Here is a 17038-nt window from a genome sequence, read left to right on the forward strand (position 1 = left end):
CGTGCACTCGCACGCGGGGCTTCCGCTGTTCGCACGGATCCGTGCTCCCGCGTCGTCCTCGATCAGAGGCATCATATGGACTTCACTGAACTGCGGCTCGGCAGTGCAAGGCTCCTCGGCGCAGAGGCGACGAGCCTGAGCCCTCGCCAGCGCAGGCAGGCGCTCGGGGTGCTCTCCGCGGATGACCGGAAGCGCCTCGCTCACCTGAACGATGCCCGGGCGGATGCCTTCCTCACCGGGCGGCTGCTCGTCAGCGTGGCGCTCGACGACCCCGCACCCCTCCTCGAGGCGTCGTGTGGGCACTGCGGCTCCGCTGAGCACGGGAAGCCCCGCCTGCGCGAGCAGCCGATGCTCGTGAGCATCTCCTACGCCGGCAGCGCCGTCTTCGTCGCGCTCGCCGACAGTGACCATGTCTCGGCCCTCGGGCTCGACGTCGAAGAGGCTGGCCTCGAGGCGGGTGCCGGCGCCGCGGCAGAGCTCGAGCGCTGGACGGCTACCGAAGCGGTCCTCAAAGCCGACGGTCGTGGGCTCCGGGTCGACCCGAGCGAGGTGCAGCTCGACGCGGACGGTCTGGCCCGCATCAGGGGCGAGGGGGCGCTCTACCGACTCCGTCAGACCCTCGTCGACGGTCGATTCGTGGTTGCCGTCGCGACCGCTAGCGCCAGCGGCGACTGACCTTCGCCGCAGGAGGCGGAGGGAGGTCGGGAAGCGTGAGCTGGTAGAGCCAGGCGTCGAACAGCTCCTGGAGCGGAGCATCCGGCACCAGGGACGCCGCATGCTCGAGGAACTCCGCCGTCGAGGCGACCGAGAAGCGCTTCACCTGAGCCCAGCTCGTGAGGATCTCGAAGAACGCAGAATCGCCGACCGTGAGCCGCAGGGCGTGCAGGGTGAGCGCGCCGCGCTTGTACACGCGGTCGTCGAACATGTCCTCGGCTCCCGGGTCTCCGAGCAGCAGGTCCTGGGGAAGCCTCGCCAGTGATGCCCGGGCGCCCCGAGCCAGGCTGTCGGCGCTCGGTCCGCCGCTCGCCTCTGACCAGATCCACTCGGCGTAGCAGGCGAAGCCCTCGTTCAGCCAGATGTGCTGCCAGCCCGCGACGCCGACGCTGTTGCCGAACCACTGGTGCGCGAGCTCGTGCGCGACGAGCCGCTCCTGGCCGCGTGCGCCATCGATCTGGTTGGCGCCGAAGATAGCCATGCCCTGCGCCTCGAGGGGAATCTCGAGGTCGTCGGCCGTCACGATGACGGCGTACGTGTCGAACGGGTAGGGGCCGAACGTCAGCTCGAAGGTTGCCATCATCTTCGCGAGGTCGGCGAAGTCGGTGCCGACGCGTCGTGCGAGCGATGGAGGGTAATGGAGGTGGCCCGCCACTCCCGCGAGCTGCACGTCCTCGCGCTGGTAGCGGCCGATCTGGAGGGTCACGAGGTAGCTGGCAGTGGGGGCGGCTTCCTTGTACACCCAGGTCGTGAGCCCGCCGGAGGCGCGTCTCGAGCTCAGGGTCCCGGTCGCGACGACGTCGTAGTTGCTGTCGACGGCGACCTGGATGCGGTAGCTGGCCTTATCGGCCGGGTGGTCGTTGCAGGGGAACCAGGTCGGGGCTCCCGTTGGCTGCGAGGCGACGATGATGCCGTCCTCCAGCTCCTCCCAGCCGATGACTCCCCAGCGGGAGCGGCGCGGCCGGGGCGCGCCCTCGTAGACGATCTCGAGCGTGATGGCGTCGCCAGCCTCGACTCGCTTGGAGAGCGTGACCTTCAGCTTGCGGTCGCTCTGCTTGAAGCGGGCCTGCTTGTCGCCGCGCACGTTGACCTTGCTCGCTCGGAGCCCCACGAGGTCGAGGGAGAACGCGGTCAGCGGCACCGCCGTGCGGATGCTCAGCGTCGCCGTTCCCGAGAGACGGTTGTTCTGCATCCGGTACTTGAGCGCCAGGTCGTAGTGCTCGACGCGGATGCTGACGTCGCCGCTCTGCGGCGTGTATGGGTTGCCTGGCAGCGGCTCCGCGCTTGTCGCGAGGATCATGAAGCCTTCGACTGGTAGGCGCGCAGCTTCAGGGCCCGCCAGGGGCCGATAGGGTTGCCGCTCCAGCGGCTGCCGACGGGCACAGACTCGCCTCGCATGACGAGCGACGCGGGCCCGACGGTGGCGTGAGCGCCGATGGTGGCGGCGGGGAGGATCACGCTGTGTGGTCCCAGCGTTGCGCCTGCTTCGAGGGTGACGGTGTCCATGCTCATTATTCGATCATGGAACAGGTGAGTCTGGACGACGCATCCCCGGTTGACGGTGGCTCCGTCCCCGAGCGTGACGAGATCGGCCTCCGGCAGCCAGTACGAGTCGCACCAGACGCCCTTGCCGATCTTCGCTCCGAGTGAGCGCAGCCACATCGCGAGGGCTGGCGTTCCTGCAGCTCCCCGCGCGAACCAGGGCGCCGCGACCATCTCGACGAAGGTGTCGGCGACCTCGGTGCGCCACACGAAGCTCGACCAGAGGGGCTGCTCGGAGACGCGGATGCGACCGACGATGACCCATTTGGCGATGGTCGAGATGAGGGCGGATGCTGCGGCCGCACCCAGGAGGACGAATCCGGAGAGCACGATGCTCCAGGCGACGCCGACGGAGGTCTCGATGGCTGCGAGCCCGAGGAGGACGCCCAGGCCCAGCCCGCAGGTGACGATGACGGGCACGATGCGGCACAGCTCCCAGAGGGCACGCGCGACACGCAGCGCCCTGGGCGGGTTGTAGGTGCGCGTCTCGTCTCCGTCGACGGCGACTCGGCGGAGGCGGACGGGCGGGGACCCGAGCCAGGATGAGCCGGGCTTGGCCTTCGCCGGGGCGGCGGAGAGGACGGCGACGAGGCCGTCGCGGGGGACGGAGTGCCCGGCGGCGGCCATCCCGGAGTTGCCGAGGAAGGCGCGCGCGCCGATGCGCGCTCGTTCGATGCGCATCCATCCGTTGTGCAGCTCGTAGGAGGCGACCATGGTGTCGTCGGCGAGGAACGCGCCGTCGTCGATCTGCGTCATGGAGGGGAGCAGGAGCACGGTCGAGGCCTCGACGTCGCGCCCGACCTTCGCGCCGAGCATCCGCAGCCAGACGGGTGTGAAGAGGCTCGCGTAGAACGGGAAGAGGGTGGTGCGGGCCGCGTCGAGGAGGCGCTCGATGCACCAGGCCTGCCAGGCGATCCTCGAGCGCACCGGGTGGGTGCCTTCCCTCAGGCCGATCGAGAGGAGGCGAACGAAGAGCACGACGAAGCCGGCGAAGGTGATGCCGGCCGCGATGACAGCGGGGGCGAGCCAGGCGAACGCGGAGAGGGTCGCCTCGCCGAGCGTCCCGGCCCCGCGCATCCCGGCGGCGATGACGACGCCGCCGACCGCGAACGCGAACAGGGGGAGCAGCGCGAGGGCGGCCGAGGCGATGGCGTAGACGACTGCCCAGCCGGCGGGCTGCGGTGGACGGGCCGCCGGCCAGTCGCTCGCGCGCACCTTGCCGACGCGCACGGCGGGGGAGCCCGCCCAGCTCTTGCCCGAGCGGACCCTGCCGAAGACCGCCGACCCCGGGGCGACTTCGGCGCCCTGCCCGATCTTGGTGCCGGGGGCGAGGGTGCTTCGGGCGCCGACGGTCGCCCCTGCGCCGATGCGGATGCCGCCGATGCGCACGAGGTTGCCGTCGATCCAGTAGCCGGTGAGGTCGACTTCCGGCTCGATGGCCGCGCCGTCTCCGAGCTGCAGCATGCCGGTGACGGGCGGCAGCGAGTGCAGGTCGACGTTGTTGCCGACCTTGGCGCCGAGGGCGCGAGCGTAGTAGACGACCCACGGTGCGCCTGCGAGGCCGACGGCGTCGATCTGCGTTGCCACCTGCTCGGCGAGCCACAGGCGCATGTGCGTCGCGCCACCGCGTCGGTAGTCGCCGGGTCTGAGCCGGAAGAGGAGGATGCGCGCGGCGGCGACCGAGATCGCCATCTTCCCGAACGGGGTCACGAAGACGATCAGCATGGCGACGATGAGCCAGAGCGGCGCGTCCGGTAGCACGTCGAAGCCGGGGAGGAGCTGCAGGAGCGCGCTTGCCGCGAGCAGGTAGGTGACCCAGCGCGCGCCGGCCAGGATGTGCAGGGGCAGACCGGCGACGATCTGCAGGATGCGTGCCGAGAGCGGCGTGGGGCCTGGCGTGCTGAACGAGGCGATCACGTCGTCCTCGTCGTCGAGCGCTTCGCTGATGGACTCGGTCATGGCGCCGAGGCGGGGGTGGTCGTAGACGTCGGCGACCGTGAACTCAGGCACGCGCGCGCGCACTCGGGTGACGAGCTGGGCGGCCGACAGGGATCCGCCGCCGAGGTCGAAGAAGTCGGCGTCTTCGCTGCCGACGGGCAGTCCGAGCACGGCCTGCCACTGCTCGGCGAGCCAGGCGACGTGCCCGTCGAGGTCACCTGAGACGTCGTCGGCGCCGGGCAGCGGCCATGGCAGGGCGTTCTTGTCGACCTTGCCGGAGGTGCGGGTCGGGAGGGAGTCGACCTCCGCGAGGAGCGGGATGAGGGCCTTCGGGAGTTGCTCGCCGAGTTCGGCACGCGCAAGCTGCCGCTCGTAGCCCGCGCCGGTGACGATGTAGCCGACGAGGATGGAGACGTCGGCGGAGGTCTTGCGGACGGCGACGGCCGAGCCGGTGACTCCGGTGACGGCCTGGAGGGCTGCCTCCACCTCGCCGAGCTCGATGCGTCGGCCGCCGATCTTGACCTGGTCGTCGGCACGCCCGAGGAATACGAGGCCGGCTTCCTCGAATTTGACGAGGTCACCCGAGCGGTACGCGCGATCCCAGCCGAGGCTCTCCATCGGGGCGTACTTCTCTGCGTCCTTGGCGGGGTCGAGGTAGCGGGCGAGCCCGACGCCGCCGATGATGAGCTCGCCGGATTCGCCTTCCGTGACGCGCCTGCCGTCCGCGTCGACGACGGCGAGCTCCCAGCCGTCGAGCGGCAGGCCGATGCGGATGGGGGCGCTGCCGTCGAGGAGGGCGGCACAGGCCACGACGGTGGCCTCGGTGGGTCCGTAGGTGTTCCAGACCTCGCGGCCTTCGCCGACGAGGCGTTGCGTGAGCTCCAGCGGGCAGGCTTCGCCGCCGAAGATGAGCAGCCTGACCTGTTCGATAGTCTCGCTGGGCCAGAGCGCCGCGAGGGTCGGCACGGTGGAGACGACCGAGATCTGGTGCCTGAGGAGCCAGGGGCCGAGGTCCTCGCCGGATCGCACGAGCGATCGCGGGGCTGGTACGAGGCAGGCGCCGTAGCGCCAGGCGAGCCACATCTCCTCGCAGGAGGCGTCGAAGGCGACGGAGAGGCCCGCGAGCACGCGGTCGCCTGGCCCGATGGGGTCGTGCTGCAGGAACAGCTTCGCCTCGGCGTCGACGAACGCGGCGGCCGAGCGGTGGGAGACCGCGACGCCCTTGGGTACGCCGGTCGAGCCTGAGGTGAAGATGACCCAGGTGTCGTCGTCGAGGTGGGGGCCCTCGAGGTCGGTGAGGCTCGTGCTCTCCGGATGCGGTGCGCCTTCGTCGAACAGGGGAACGGCTGGGTGGGGGCTCGCTTGGCCGTCGGCGGCCGGCGTGAACTCCCCGTCGCCCTGGATGGTGCCTCGCACCTTGGCCTCGCCGAACACGAGCACCGCGCGCTCGTCGGGGTCGTCGACGTCGACCGGCACGTACGCGGCGCCGGCTGCGATGACGGAGAGGATCGCGACATACAGCTCTCGGGTGCCCGAGACGAGACGCACACCGACCTTGTCGCCTCGCCGAACTCCCGCATCCTGCAGCCGTTTCGCGGTCTGCGCGACGTAGGCGCATAGGTCCTGGTAGCTGAGCGGGGCGTCGCCGTCGTCGATCGCGATGGCGTCGGGATGCGCGGTGGCGGTGGCCGTGAGCACGTCGATGAGCGTGCGGGGCGTGGGCGCTGCCGCGGATCGGTCCAGGGGGGATTGCACGGAGCAACGCTACCGGGCCAAGGTAACGCGGTGGTTGCCGACGGGGCGCGTGTGGTTCTGGGGTGAATTCGTGTCCGGATCGTCGTGCTCCATTGTCGAACCTGAAAATGTCCCGTAAGGTAACCCTTGCCTTACTTAGCGTTACCTAACCGGTTCCACCGGGTGGCGTCCAAGCGTAGGGCTTTCGGTACACGGCACTCGCCGCGCATCTGCGCGCGTGTCGGGGGGCCGTGACTTCTATTCAGGAGAACTCATGACAGCAGTGCAAGAACGGACGGCTGGTCGGTCGTCTGTGCTGGCTCGCGGTGGCGCGACACTCGCCGCGGCAGGCCTCATCGCGGCGGGCCTCGGCCTCGGCGCAGCACCAGCGTCAGCCGCAGAAGGCGACGCAACCGTCGAGAACGTCTCGTTCTCGTGGCAGCTCAACGACGAGACCGGCGGCGGCGCCTACTTCGGCGGCTGCAACTTCCTCGTCGCCGGTACGGCAGGCGACACGGGCTCCTCCCGTCTCTGGACCGAAGCCGACGGCTTCTACAAGGCAGCCGAGGGCAACGTGACCATCACGAAGCCGAACGCAGCCGGCGAGCAGATCGCCCCAACCTGGGGCACCAAGTGCCAGAACGCGGCAGGCGCGGCCGTCTCCCCATCACCCGCTTCGACGACCAACAACCGGGTCAACTTCGCGGCGGGCGCTGGAACCGTCAACCCCGCAACCGACACCGGCACCATCTCGTGGGACGGCGACTTCACGATCGTCTTCTACGGCGGCCTGACGTACTGGACGGTCTCCGACCCAGTGCTCGACGTCGTGAACGGAGTCGGAACGCTCACGGGCACCGCCTCCGGATACGGCACGTCGATGGAGGACATGTCGCAGTGGGTTCCGATCGCACCAGAGACGATCGACCTCGCCACGTTCGACGGCGTCGACGTCACCGCGACAGGCATCGAGGTCTCGACGCCCGACTACCTGGGCGTCGAGGTCACCACGGCCGGATCGCCGCAGAACACCACGGCCGCGACGTGGGGCTCCTTCCCGCAGTCGCTCGTCGACTTCAACGCCAAGACGGGCCAGTCGTCGTACTGGTACTCCTCTGGCGGCGCGGCTGACCCGAAGAAGGTCGCGAAGGGCTTCTCCGCGAGCTACGCGGAGATCGCAGCGCCTGAGGTTCCCGGCACGCCGGACGGCAACGTGGAGGTTGTCATCCCTGAAGCCGCAGTGACGCCGGTCGACCCTGAGACGGGTTCCTTCTCGTGGGCCTGGGCTGACCAGAACGGCGCCGACCTCGGCACCGCGGTCCAGACCGGTGACACCTTCGTCGCCAACGGCTCGATCAGCGACGTCGCGGTCACGGACACGCGTGCCGGCGGCACCGCGGCCTACGGCTGGACGGTTTCCGGCCAGTCGAGCGACTTCAGCAACGGCATCGACTCGATCTCGGCTGCGAACCTCGGCTGGGCTCCTGAGCTCATCGCGGGCAACGCCGCGAACGTGACCGCTGGTTCGGCGGCGACGGGCCTCAACACGGCACAGCTCCTCGCGACGTCGAACACCGCCGCGAGCGCAACGCTCGGTGCGGACCTCACGCTGACGGTCCCCACCACAACGCAGCAGGGCGCGTACTCCGCCACGCTCACCATCTCGGCCATCTCCTAGGGGCCGAGGAGTGCGCGGGAGCCCACCAGGCTCCCGCGCACTCGCACCCCCGCTGCACGAGCATCCGCCCTCGCAGCACCCCGCTCCTCCGCATCGCTCGCTCGCTCCGCCGCGGCCCCGCCGCGAGGGCCCCACGTAAGGGACCACATGGCTCTCCCCATCCGTCTCCGCACTCGCGCCACAGCATCCGTCGTACTCACGACCTCGCTGCTGGCGCTGCTGTCGTTCGTCGCGCCGACCGCGGCGCAGGCTGACACGACGCAGCCGCCCGCGTGGAGCATCGACACGGTCGACGGCGACCGGGGCTCTGGGCGACCCAACTTCACCTACGACGTCAACCCGGGCGACGTCATCGCAGACTCCATGAACGTGACCAACACCGGGCCAGGCGCGCTCGAGCTCACGATCTACGCGGCCGACGCGTTCACGACCGCGACGGGCGCCGTCGACATCCTGGAGAACGGCGAGCCGTCGGTGGATGCGGGTACCTGGGTCGCCCCGGGCACAGGCTCGGTCTCCCTCGAGCCGGGGGCGAGCATCGACGTGCCGTTCACCCTCACGGTGCCAGCGGATGCGACGCCCGGCGACCACTCCGCCGCGATCGTCGCTTCACTCCTCCCCGGCGACTCCACCGACCAGGTCAAGGTCGAGCGGCGCCTCGGACTGCGCATCGACATGCGCGTGAGCGGAGAGCTCGCGCCAACCGCCGAGATCCGCAGCCTCGCGACCAACTGGGGTGCCGCTGGCGTCAACCCCTTCGGCGGAGGCACCACCACCGTCAGCTACGAGCTCGTGAACACCGGCAACGTGCGGCTCTCGTCGCTCGAGGATCTGCGCCTGAGCGGCATCGGCGGGGCCGCCGGAGTCGCCATGACCGGTGGCGAGATCCCCGAGCTGCTCCCCGGATCGGCGGTCACGATCACGCGCGAGATCACGACGGGTGCCATCGGTCCGCTCACCGGTGCCCTCACCGTGTACCTGCAGCCCGTCGGAGCCTTCACGGACGTGCCCGTCGCCGTCACGGCCGACCTCTCGGCGTTCGCTCTGCCCTGGTCGCTCGTGACCCTCGTCGTGCTGCTGCTGGTCGCCGCGGCTGGCATCGTCTTCTGGTTCTGGCGTCGCCGTCGGCTCGATCTCCTCATGGCCGGCTACGACTCCGAGGCGGCGCCGGGCGCCGAGCGGCTCGCCCCTCCCCAGGCTGGGGGCCCAGCGGGAGGCGCGGCGCTCGCGGTCATCGCCGGGATCGCCCTCGCCCTGGCCACCGGCCTCTGGAGCCCGACGCCCGCCGTCGCAGAGCCGGCCCCCACCGCCCCGTCAGGCATCGTCGAGGTGACCATCCCGGCGCCCACGGTCGCGCCCACCTCGGCGGGCACCCCGACGAGCACCGCAGCGCCGACGACCGTTCCGAGCACCGGCCAGAGCATCGCGCCGACGCTCAGCCCAGGAGCGAGCACCGGCACCGGGCCGGGCACCGGGCCGGCGGGCGGAGGCGCGGGACTCGCCAGCACCGGCGCGGAGACGCTCGCGATCGCCCTCGGCGTCGGCGCCCTCGCACTGACCGCTGGCATCATCCTGCTGCTTCGGCGCAAGGGACGAGCCGGCTGAGCCCACCAGCCCCGCATCCACGCGTATCCACGACCTGACGACGCACGACCGAGGAACCCATGCCATTGCCACGCACGCTCCGCCGCTTCCGCCGCTCGACGATCCGTCGCGCCGGCTGGGCAGCGCTCGCCGTGGTCGTCGTCTCGGTGCTCTGGGTCAACGGGTTCCACAACATCGGCACCGCCAACGGTGCAGGCAACGAGCAGTGCGTCTCGCAGCCAGTGCAGGCGGACCCCGTGGCCCCCGTGCTCCCGCAGGTCACCTCGGCGGAGCTGCCGGAGCCGCGCAGCATCACCGGGCCGACCACCGCGTACACGCAGACCGCGGCGATCAACCCCGTCACCGACGCGGCCACCGCCGTGCAGCAGCTGCCGACGACGTTCACGAGCTCCGACGGCGCCGCGACGACCGTGACCGACACGACACGCATCCTCGCCATCAACCAGAACGGCGGACTCGCGGCAGCCGTCATCGGCCTCGGCTTCGGCTGCAACCTCATCGGGCGCGACACCGCCACCGACATCACGAAGCTCATGCCGGGCAACGAGCAGCTGCCGCTCGTCACCCAGAACGGGCACGAGCTCAACGCCGAGTCGATCCTGCAGCTCGCCCCGACCGTGGTCGTGACCGACGCCTCCATCGGGCCGTACGACGTGCAACTGCAGCTGCGGAAGGCGCGCATCCCCGTCGTCATGGTGCCAATCGCCTACGAGGACGGCGTCGGCGGCGTCGCCCCGCAGATCCAGTTCGTGGCGGATGCCCTCGGCGTGCCGGCGCTGGGGGAGAAGCTCTCCGAGCGCACGCAGGCCGAGATCGGCACGACCATCCAGCAGCTCGGCACGATGGCGCCCACCGACCCGGAGAAGAAGCCACGAGTGGTGTTCCTCTACCTGCGCGGCAGCGTCTACTACTGGTTCGGCGCAGGGTCCGGCGCCGACTCGATCATCCAGAGCATCGGGGCGCGCGACGTCGCGACCGAGGTCGGCTTCGCCGGAATGTCGCCGACCAACGCGGAAGCGCTCGTGCGTGCCGCCCCCGACGTGATCATCGTCATGACCCTCGGCCTCGCCTCCGTCGGCGGCATCGACGAGGCCGTCCAGCTGCCCGGCATCGGCCAGACCCCAGCAGGAGCCAACAAGCGCATCGTCGACATGAGCGACTACGAGGTCATGAGCTTCGGCCCCCGCACAGCCTCCGTCCTCGCGGCGCTCGGCACCGCGATCTACGCGCCAGACCTCGCCTACGTGCCAGAACCGGACCCGGCCACCAGCACAGGAACGGGCGAATGATGAGAGATGCACACGTGAGAACGGCAACACCGCCAGACACCACCCCACCGGCCGCACCCCGGCAGCCGCAGCGCCGCCGCCTCCTCGACGGGGCACAGGAGCGGGCACGGCGACGCCCCGATCCGGTCGCCGAGCCGAAGGATGCGCCGCCCCGGACCAAGAAGGCTCGAGCGTCGCTGCTCGCAGCCGTGCTCGCCATCCTCCTCATCGCGGGCTGCCTCGTGTCGGCGATGATCGGCCAGCTCTACATCCCGCCGCTCGAGGTGCTCGGCTTCCTCCTCAACCAGGTCGGCATCGACGCCCTGCCAGGCCCGAGCCACGAGTTCGGGGCCGCCGCGCTCGCGGAGGTGCGCTTCCCGCGACTCGTGCTCACCGTGCTCGTCGGCGCTGCGCTCGCCGTCGCCGGCGCGCTCATGCAGGGCATCTTCGGCAACCCGCTCGCCGAGCCAGGCTCGGTCGGGGTCTCGGCCGGTGCAGCAGTCGGCGCGAGCTTCTCGATCCTCTTCAGCCTCACGTTCCTCGGCCCCTTCACGACGCCGACGTTCGCGTTCGTCGCCGGCCTCATCACGACGTTCGTCGTCTACTCGCTGTCCCGCTCGGGCCGCCGCACCGACGTCATCACCCTCATCCTCACGGGAGTCGCCGTCAACGCGGTCTGCGGTGCCCTCATCGCGTTCATCACCTTCAGCGCTCCCACGCAGGCGCGGGAGCAGATCGTGTTCTGGCAGATGGGCAGCATGAACGGCTCGCGCTGGGAGCAGGTCTGGCTCGTCGCGCCGCTCATCATCGTCGGGTGCATCCTCGCCATCGGCATCGGCCGCCAGCTCGATCTGCTGTCGCTTGGCGAGAGAGCGGCCCGCCACGTCGGCGTCAACGTCGAGCGCGTGCGGCTGCTGGTCATGATCTACGTCGCCCTCCTCGTCTCGGCCGCCGTCGCCTTCGCCGGCATCATCGCCTTCGTCGGGCTCGTCGTGCCGCACATCATCCGCATGATCATCGGCCCGTCCCACCGGGCGCTGCTGCTCTGCTCAGTGCTCGGCGGCGCTCTGCTGCTCACGATCGCCGACCTCGGCGCGAGGACCCTCGTCGAATACGCGGACCTCCCCATCGGCATGCTCACCTCGCTCATCGGCGGGCCGTTCTTCTTCTACCTCATCCGGCGCAGCCGGGCCAAGGGCGGTGCGTGGTCGTGATCGGATCCATCCTCAGGAACCCCATCCGCAAGCCGCGCGCCACGGCGCCAGGAGACGTGGTGCTCTCCGTGCGCGACGTGAGCGTCGACTTCGGCGAGCGCACCGTGCTCGAGGGACTCGACCTCGACATCCGCGCCGGGGAGGTGCTCGCCCTCGTCGGCCCGAACGGCGCCGGCAAGTCGACGCTCATCAACGTCATCACGGCCGACGTGGATGCGCGCAGCGGCACCGTCGAGATCGACGGCCTCCCCAGCTATGCCTGGACCAACACCGAGCTCGCCATGCGCCGCGCGGTGCTCCTGCAGCAGGTCGACATCGCCTTCCCGTTCTCGGTCGAGGAGGTCGTCGACATGGGCCGCGCGCCCTGGCAGCAGGTCAGCGAGCGCGACCGCGACGACCTCATCACGGCGGGCGCGATGCGGCGCACCGACATCGACCGGTTCGCCGACCGCCACTACCCGTCCCTGTCCGGCGGCGAACGCGCGAGGGCCGCGCTCGCGCGCGTGCTCGCCCAGACCGCCTCGGTCATGCTCCTCGACGAGCCGACCGCGGCCATGGACATCAAGCATCAGGAGATGGTGCTCGACCTCGTGCGCAGCTACGCGAGCACCGGATGCGCCGTCGTCATCATCGTGCACAACCTCGACCTAGCCGCCGCCTACGCCGACCGCATCGCGCTCCTCAGCCGCGGCCGCATCGTGGCCGACGGGCCGCCCGCCGACGTGCTCACGGCTGAGCTCATCACGCAGGTGTACGAGCACCCCGTGCACATCCTCGAAGACCCCATCACCGGATCGCCGATCGTCGTCCCCAAGCGCACCCCCTCCCGACCGGCCCCCTCGACCCCCGCCGCAGAAGGGCAGAACGCATGACCGCCACCACCCCAACGGCCAGCCGCTTCTCCCTGGCGCACTCGGCCGCCTCGATCGTCGCGGCCCTCGCCCTCGCCCTCGGTGCCCTGCTCGCCGGCGTCACCGCGTCGCCCGCCCACGCCGCGGGACAGGTGACCATCTCCGGGCAGCCCGCGGCGGATGCGCAGACCGAGATCCAGGTGTCGGGTTCCGGCTTCCAGTCGGTGCAGGGCGGGTTCGGCGGCATCTACGTGCTGTTCGGGTGGGTCGACGACCCGAACGGCGGCTCGTGGAAGCCGAGCGCCGGCGGCGTCACGGGGGAGGACTACCGGTACGTGTACGACGACGAGACGAACCCCCTCGGCTACCAGCTGTTCGCCGCCTTCCCGGGCGGGTCGACCTCCTACGCCGCGAACGGCGGCGAGGTCGCGGCCGACGGCACGTGGTCGGGAACGCTGCGCATCCCTGGCGCCGTCTTCCAGACCTACGACCGCGACCAGAACGCGACCTCGGTCGACTGCACCACCGTGCAGTGCGGCATCATCACGATCGGCGCGCACGGCGTGAAGAACACGAACAACGAGTCGTTCACGCCGCTCACCTTCGCCGGCGGCGAGGCAGCCGTCGCCCCTCAGGCCGAGGCCAGCGCCCAGCAGCCGCAGGCTGCGGCCCCCGCGGCCCCCGCCGAGCAGCCCGGCGACGCGGCGCCCGTCGCGACCTCCGCCCCCGTCGGGACGACAACGCAGAGCACAGGCGCGTCGCAGGGCCTCGGCGCCGCCGGCGAGGCGCTCGCCTGGCTCGTGGTGCTGGCGCCCGTCCTGCTGCTCGTCGGCCTCACGGTCGTCGCGCTCGCCGTCGGGATCGGCGCGTACCTCGCCGCGAAGAGCCTCCTCCTCGGCGTCAACCCGGCCGCACTCGAGAAGGTGCGCGGGCAACGGGAGCGCAAGGCGCTCCAGGAACGAGAGAAGCAGCGCAGGAAGACGGCGGCAGTCAGGCTCTCCCAGGAGCAGCGCGAAGCTCGCGCCCGGCGCAGGCTGGGCGCGGTCGGGGCCCAGCAGGCGCTCTCGCAGGTTCCCGCCGGCCCCGCGCCGCTCGAGAACGACAAGCTCGTCGACTTCTTCGCCATGGACGCTCCGTCGCCGCGCCACCCGAGTCCGCTCGACGACCCCCGCGCCGACGCGGGCGGCGAGGAGCGCGATGCGCCCACCCTCATCCTCTCGAGCGCGACCGGACGCCGGGAGGACGCACGGTGACCTCAGCGACACAGCACCTGGGCACCCCGCGCGGGCACCGCCTGCCGGCTCCGGGGATCGGCACGCGCATCCTCGCCGGGATCGGCATCATGGGACTCCTCACCGGGGTCGGCCTCCTGGCCGCCGACTCCGCCGAGGCGGCATCGACACCGGTCACGGGAGTCGGCCTCTCGTGGACCATGAACGACGAGGTCGGCGGTGGCGCCTACTTCGGCGGGTGCAACTTCCTCTCCGCCGGAGCATCCGGCGACAACGGCAGCTCCGCGGTCTGGGCCGACGACCGCCTCTACTCGGCGAGCGACGGCAGCGTCACGATCACGAAGCCCGACGCCGCCGGCAACCAGGTGCCAGCCACCTGGGACTCCAGGTGCCTCGACGCAGGCGGGAGCAGAGTCGGCACGGGAGCCGGGTCGACAAGCGCCAACCAGGTCAACCTCGCCGATGGCACCGGCACCGTCGACCTCGAAGCCGGCACGGCCAGCGTCTCCTGGGACGGCGCCTTCACCGTGGTCTTCTATGGAGGCATGACGTACTGGTCGGTCGACGATCTCAGGCTCGACCTCACCAACGGCAGGGGCACGCTCACTGGCACCGCTGGCGGCTACGGCGCCGACATGGACGACCCGACGAAGTGGCAGAGACTCGACCCGCAGCGCGTCACGCTCGCCACGATCGACGCCACACCGGCAGAGCTCACGGCATCCGGTGCCACCATCACTCCCGACTACCGGGGTGTGGATGCGGGCACCGTCAGCACACCGCAGGCCCGCACGGGCGACGACTGGGGCGCATGGCCGAAGGACTTCGTGGCGTTCCACGAAGCGACCGGACAGTCGAGCTACTGGTATTCCTCAGGCGGCATCGCCGACCCGAAGAAGGTCGCCGCACCGCTCGAGCTGCGCTTCGACACGTCCCCGACGGCGACTCCCGCCTATGAGCGAGTGCCGCTCGGCTACACCGAGGGCATCGAGGTGCGATTCTCCAACCTCGGAGAGGGCATCTCCGGGGAGCCCCTGCTCCGAGCCGCGGACGGAAGCGAGCTTCAGCTGCAGCCGGACACGACCGCGCAGATCACGGCCGGTGCCGGTCTCGGCACGTGGAATGTCGCGGACCTGCCCGAGGGTGCGCACGTGTTCACCCTCGCCGTGCGCAACGGCGCAGCCGAGACCCCGATCGACCTCGGCGGCGCTCATCCGGTCCGCATCACCGTCGTGCCGCCGCTCGGGACGACGACGCAGCCAGGAGTGACGGTCAGCGACATCCAGGCCACTTCGTTCACGACCACCCTCACCTGGCCTGCGGACGGCGGAGGCCCCCCGACGGGGTACCAGCTGCAGCTCACGCAGGGCGGCACCGCCGTCGGCACGATCCTGCACGTTCCAGCGGATGCGACCGGCCAGGGAACGACGATCGTCCCCGGGCTCACCGCAGACACCGAGTACGCGGTCACCGTGACCCCGTACCTCGCGACCCAGGCTGGTGCATCCGCGACGCAGCTGCTCAGCACCGGATCGCGCCCAGAGCCGACCGTGCCACCAGAGACGACAACCGCGCCAACGACGCCCCCGAGCACCGAGCCGACCACGCCCCCCGACGGCGGCGGTGAATCAGCCGACGGTGCGACGTTCTACTGGGGGCTCAACAAGGAGGCCACGAGCGGCGCCTACGCCGGGGGATGCAACTTCCTCGCGGCAGGCGAGGCCGGCGACACGGGCTCATCCCGGGCCTGGAACGCGAGTGAGTACCGCTCCGCCGACGGCAACGTCACCATCATCAAGCCCAACGGCGACGGCTTCGAGCAGGCGAGCTGGGCGACGAAGTGCATCGACCGAACCGGCACCGCCGTCTCGACGGCTCGGCTCGGCTCCCACACGGAATCCCAGGTGCGCATCACGGGCGGCGAGGCGACCCGTTCCGGCTCAGAGCTGACCGTGCAGTGGCGGGGCAGCTTCACCGTCGCCTTCTACGGCGGGCTCACCTATTGGACGGCAACCGACCCCGTGCTCAAGGTGGACGGGAGCGGCAAGGGCACCATCACCGCGACAGCCTCCGGCTACGGGGCGTCGATGACGGATGCCTCGAAGTGGATGCAGCTGGCCGAGCGCACCATAACCCTCGCCAACCTGACCGGCGTCGACACCAGCGGCGACGTCATCACGACTACTCCCGACTACGTGGGCGTCTCGTACGGCGGCACGGGCCAGTCGCAGGGAGTGGTCGGAGGGGGCGACGCGACCGCTACGGCGCAGGCGGCACGCACGGCGCTGAACTCCAGCTACTGGGGCGCGTTCCCTTCGGACTTCGTCGACTTCCAGAAGGAGACCGGCCAGTTCTCGTACTGGTTCACCTCGAACGGCGCTCGCGACGCGTACAAGCCGACGATCCCGCTCACGGTGAGCCTCGTCGGCGACCACACGCCCACCGCGGGCGAGTACAGCGCGCCGGCCGCGCCGACGCTCACGCAGAACAACACCTCGGGCGGGACACGTGCTCCGAACGCGGCCGCGCCCGCCCCCACCACGACGGCGCCTGCGGCCGGAGTCGCGACCGCTGGCGGGGGAGCCGTGCAGCCCGCAGCTGGCCCGGTCGCCACCGCGAGCGAGGCCTCGGGCCTGCACATCGGAGAGATCACTGCGCCCATGGTGCTCGGCGGGGGAGCAGGCATGCTCGCCATCGCCGGTCTCAACTGGTCGATCTCGCTCCTCGTCCGGCGAAGGCTCGGCCTCGACCCGAACCTCTTCGGGTAGGTGCGGCTTCTGGAGGGGCGGAGCCGTGGTCCGCTCGCCCAAAGCGGGGTTGTGATCGTCAAGACGCGCTCTTAGCGACCACAACTCAGCTCCCGACCTTGTGCTGAACCTTTCACGGGTGGTCGCGGCTTCTGGAGGCGCGGAGCCGTGGTCCGCTCGCCCAAAGTGGAGTTGTGGTCGTCATAGGGCGCTTGTAGTGACCACAACTCAGCTCTTGGCCTTGACCAGGACCTTTGACGGGTAGTCGCGGCTTCCGGAGAGGTCGGAACCGTCGTCCGCTCGCCCAAAGCGGTGTTGTGGTCGTCAAAGCGCGCTTGTAGCGACCACAACTCAGCTCCCGACCTTGTGCTAGGACGCTCGCCACGTTTGCGGGGAATCGAGATGTCCGGAGGGGGCGGACCTGTGGTCCGCTCGCCCAAAGTGGAGTTGTGGTCGTCAAAGTGCGCTTGTAGCGACCACAACTCAGCTCCCGACCATGTGCTGGGACGCTCGCC

10 protein-coding genes are annotated in these 17038 nt (G+C 70.6%); 8 read left to right on the forward strand and 2 right to left on the reverse strand.

Going from position 1 to position 17038, the window contains the following annotated elements:
* Positions 1-75: 75 nt before the first annotated feature.
* Positions 76-675 carry a hypothetical protein gene (locus tag ITJ67_RS12490; protein ID WP_194677883.1) on the forward strand — a complete coding sequence of 200 codons (600 nt, stop codon included), beginning with the start codon at positions 76-78 and terminating at the stop codon, positions 673-675.
* On the opposite strand, the gene ITJ67_RS12495 is transcribed toward ITJ67_RS12490, so the two are convergent.
* Positions 656-2014: a M1 family metallopeptidase gene (locus ITJ67_RS12495; protein WP_194677884.1), complete on the reverse strand. Its 1359-nt coding sequence runs from the start codon at positions 2012-2014 to the stop codon at positions 656-658. The two genes, ITJ67_RS12490 and ITJ67_RS12495, sit on opposite strands and share 20 nt — an antisense overlap.
* Positions 2011-5949, reverse strand: a complete 3939-nt coding sequence (locus ITJ67_RS12500) for a Pls/PosA family non-ribosomal peptide synthetase (protein ID WP_194677885.1) — start codon at positions 5947-5949, stop codon at positions 2011-2013. The genes ITJ67_RS12495 and ITJ67_RS12500 overlap by 4 nt, the downstream gene beginning before the upstream one ends.
* 253 nt (positions 5950-6202) lie before the next feature.
* Between ITJ67_RS12500 and ITJ67_RS12505 the strand changes: the two genes are divergently transcribed.
* From ITJ67_RS12505 to ITJ67_RS12535, 7 genes are all read left to right on the forward strand, one after another.
* Complete coding sequence (locus ITJ67_RS12505; protein ID WP_194677886.1) at positions 6203-7606, forward strand: HtaA domain-containing protein; 1404 nt, start codon at positions 6203-6205, stop codon at positions 7604-7606.
* 147 nt (positions 7607-7753) lie between these two features.
* Entirely contained in the window at positions 7754-9211 is a 1458-nt protein-coding gene (locus ITJ67_RS12510; protein ID WP_194677887.1) for a hypothetical protein, read from the forward strand.
* 59 nt (positions 9212-9270) lie between these two features.
* A complete protein-coding gene (locus ITJ67_RS12515; protein WP_194677888.1) occupies positions 9271-10500 on the forward strand; it encodes a heme/hemin ABC transporter substrate-binding protein in 1230 nt (409 codons plus the stop codon).
* A gap of 14 nt (positions 10501-10514) precedes the next feature.
* Positions 10515-11693, forward strand: coding sequence for a FecCD family ABC transporter permease (locus tag ITJ67_RS12520; RefSeq protein WP_416362326.1), 1179 nt, complete (start codon positions 10515-10517; stop codon positions 11691-11693).
* Positions 11690-12565 carry a heme ABC transporter ATP-binding protein gene (locus ITJ67_RS12525; RefSeq protein ID WP_194677889.1) on the forward strand — a complete coding sequence of 292 codons (876 nt, stop codon included), beginning with the start codon at positions 11690-11692 and terminating at the stop codon, positions 12563-12565. The genes ITJ67_RS12520 and ITJ67_RS12525 overlap by 4 nt, the downstream gene beginning before the upstream one ends.
* Positions 12562-13797 (forward strand): hypothetical protein, encoded by a 1236-nt coding sequence (locus ITJ67_RS12530; RefSeq protein ID WP_194677890.1) that lies wholly within the window; start codon positions 12562-12564, stop codon positions 13795-13797. The genes ITJ67_RS12525 and ITJ67_RS12530 overlap by 4 nt, the downstream gene beginning before the upstream one ends.
* Positions 13794-16544: a fibronectin type III domain-containing protein gene (locus ITJ67_RS12535; protein ID WP_194677891.1), complete on the forward strand. Its 2751-nt coding sequence runs from the start codon at positions 13794-13796 to the stop codon at positions 16542-16544. Before ITJ67_RS12530 ends, ITJ67_RS12535 begins: the two co-directional genes overlap by 4 nt.
* The last annotated feature ends 494 nt before the right edge of the window (positions 16545-17038 follow it).

It is taken from the genome of Pseudoclavibacter sp. VKM Ac-2867 (genome assembly GCF_015351275.1).
Classification (GTDB): domain Bacteria; phylum Actinomycetota; class Actinomycetes; order Actinomycetales; family Microbacteriaceae; genus Pseudoclavibacter.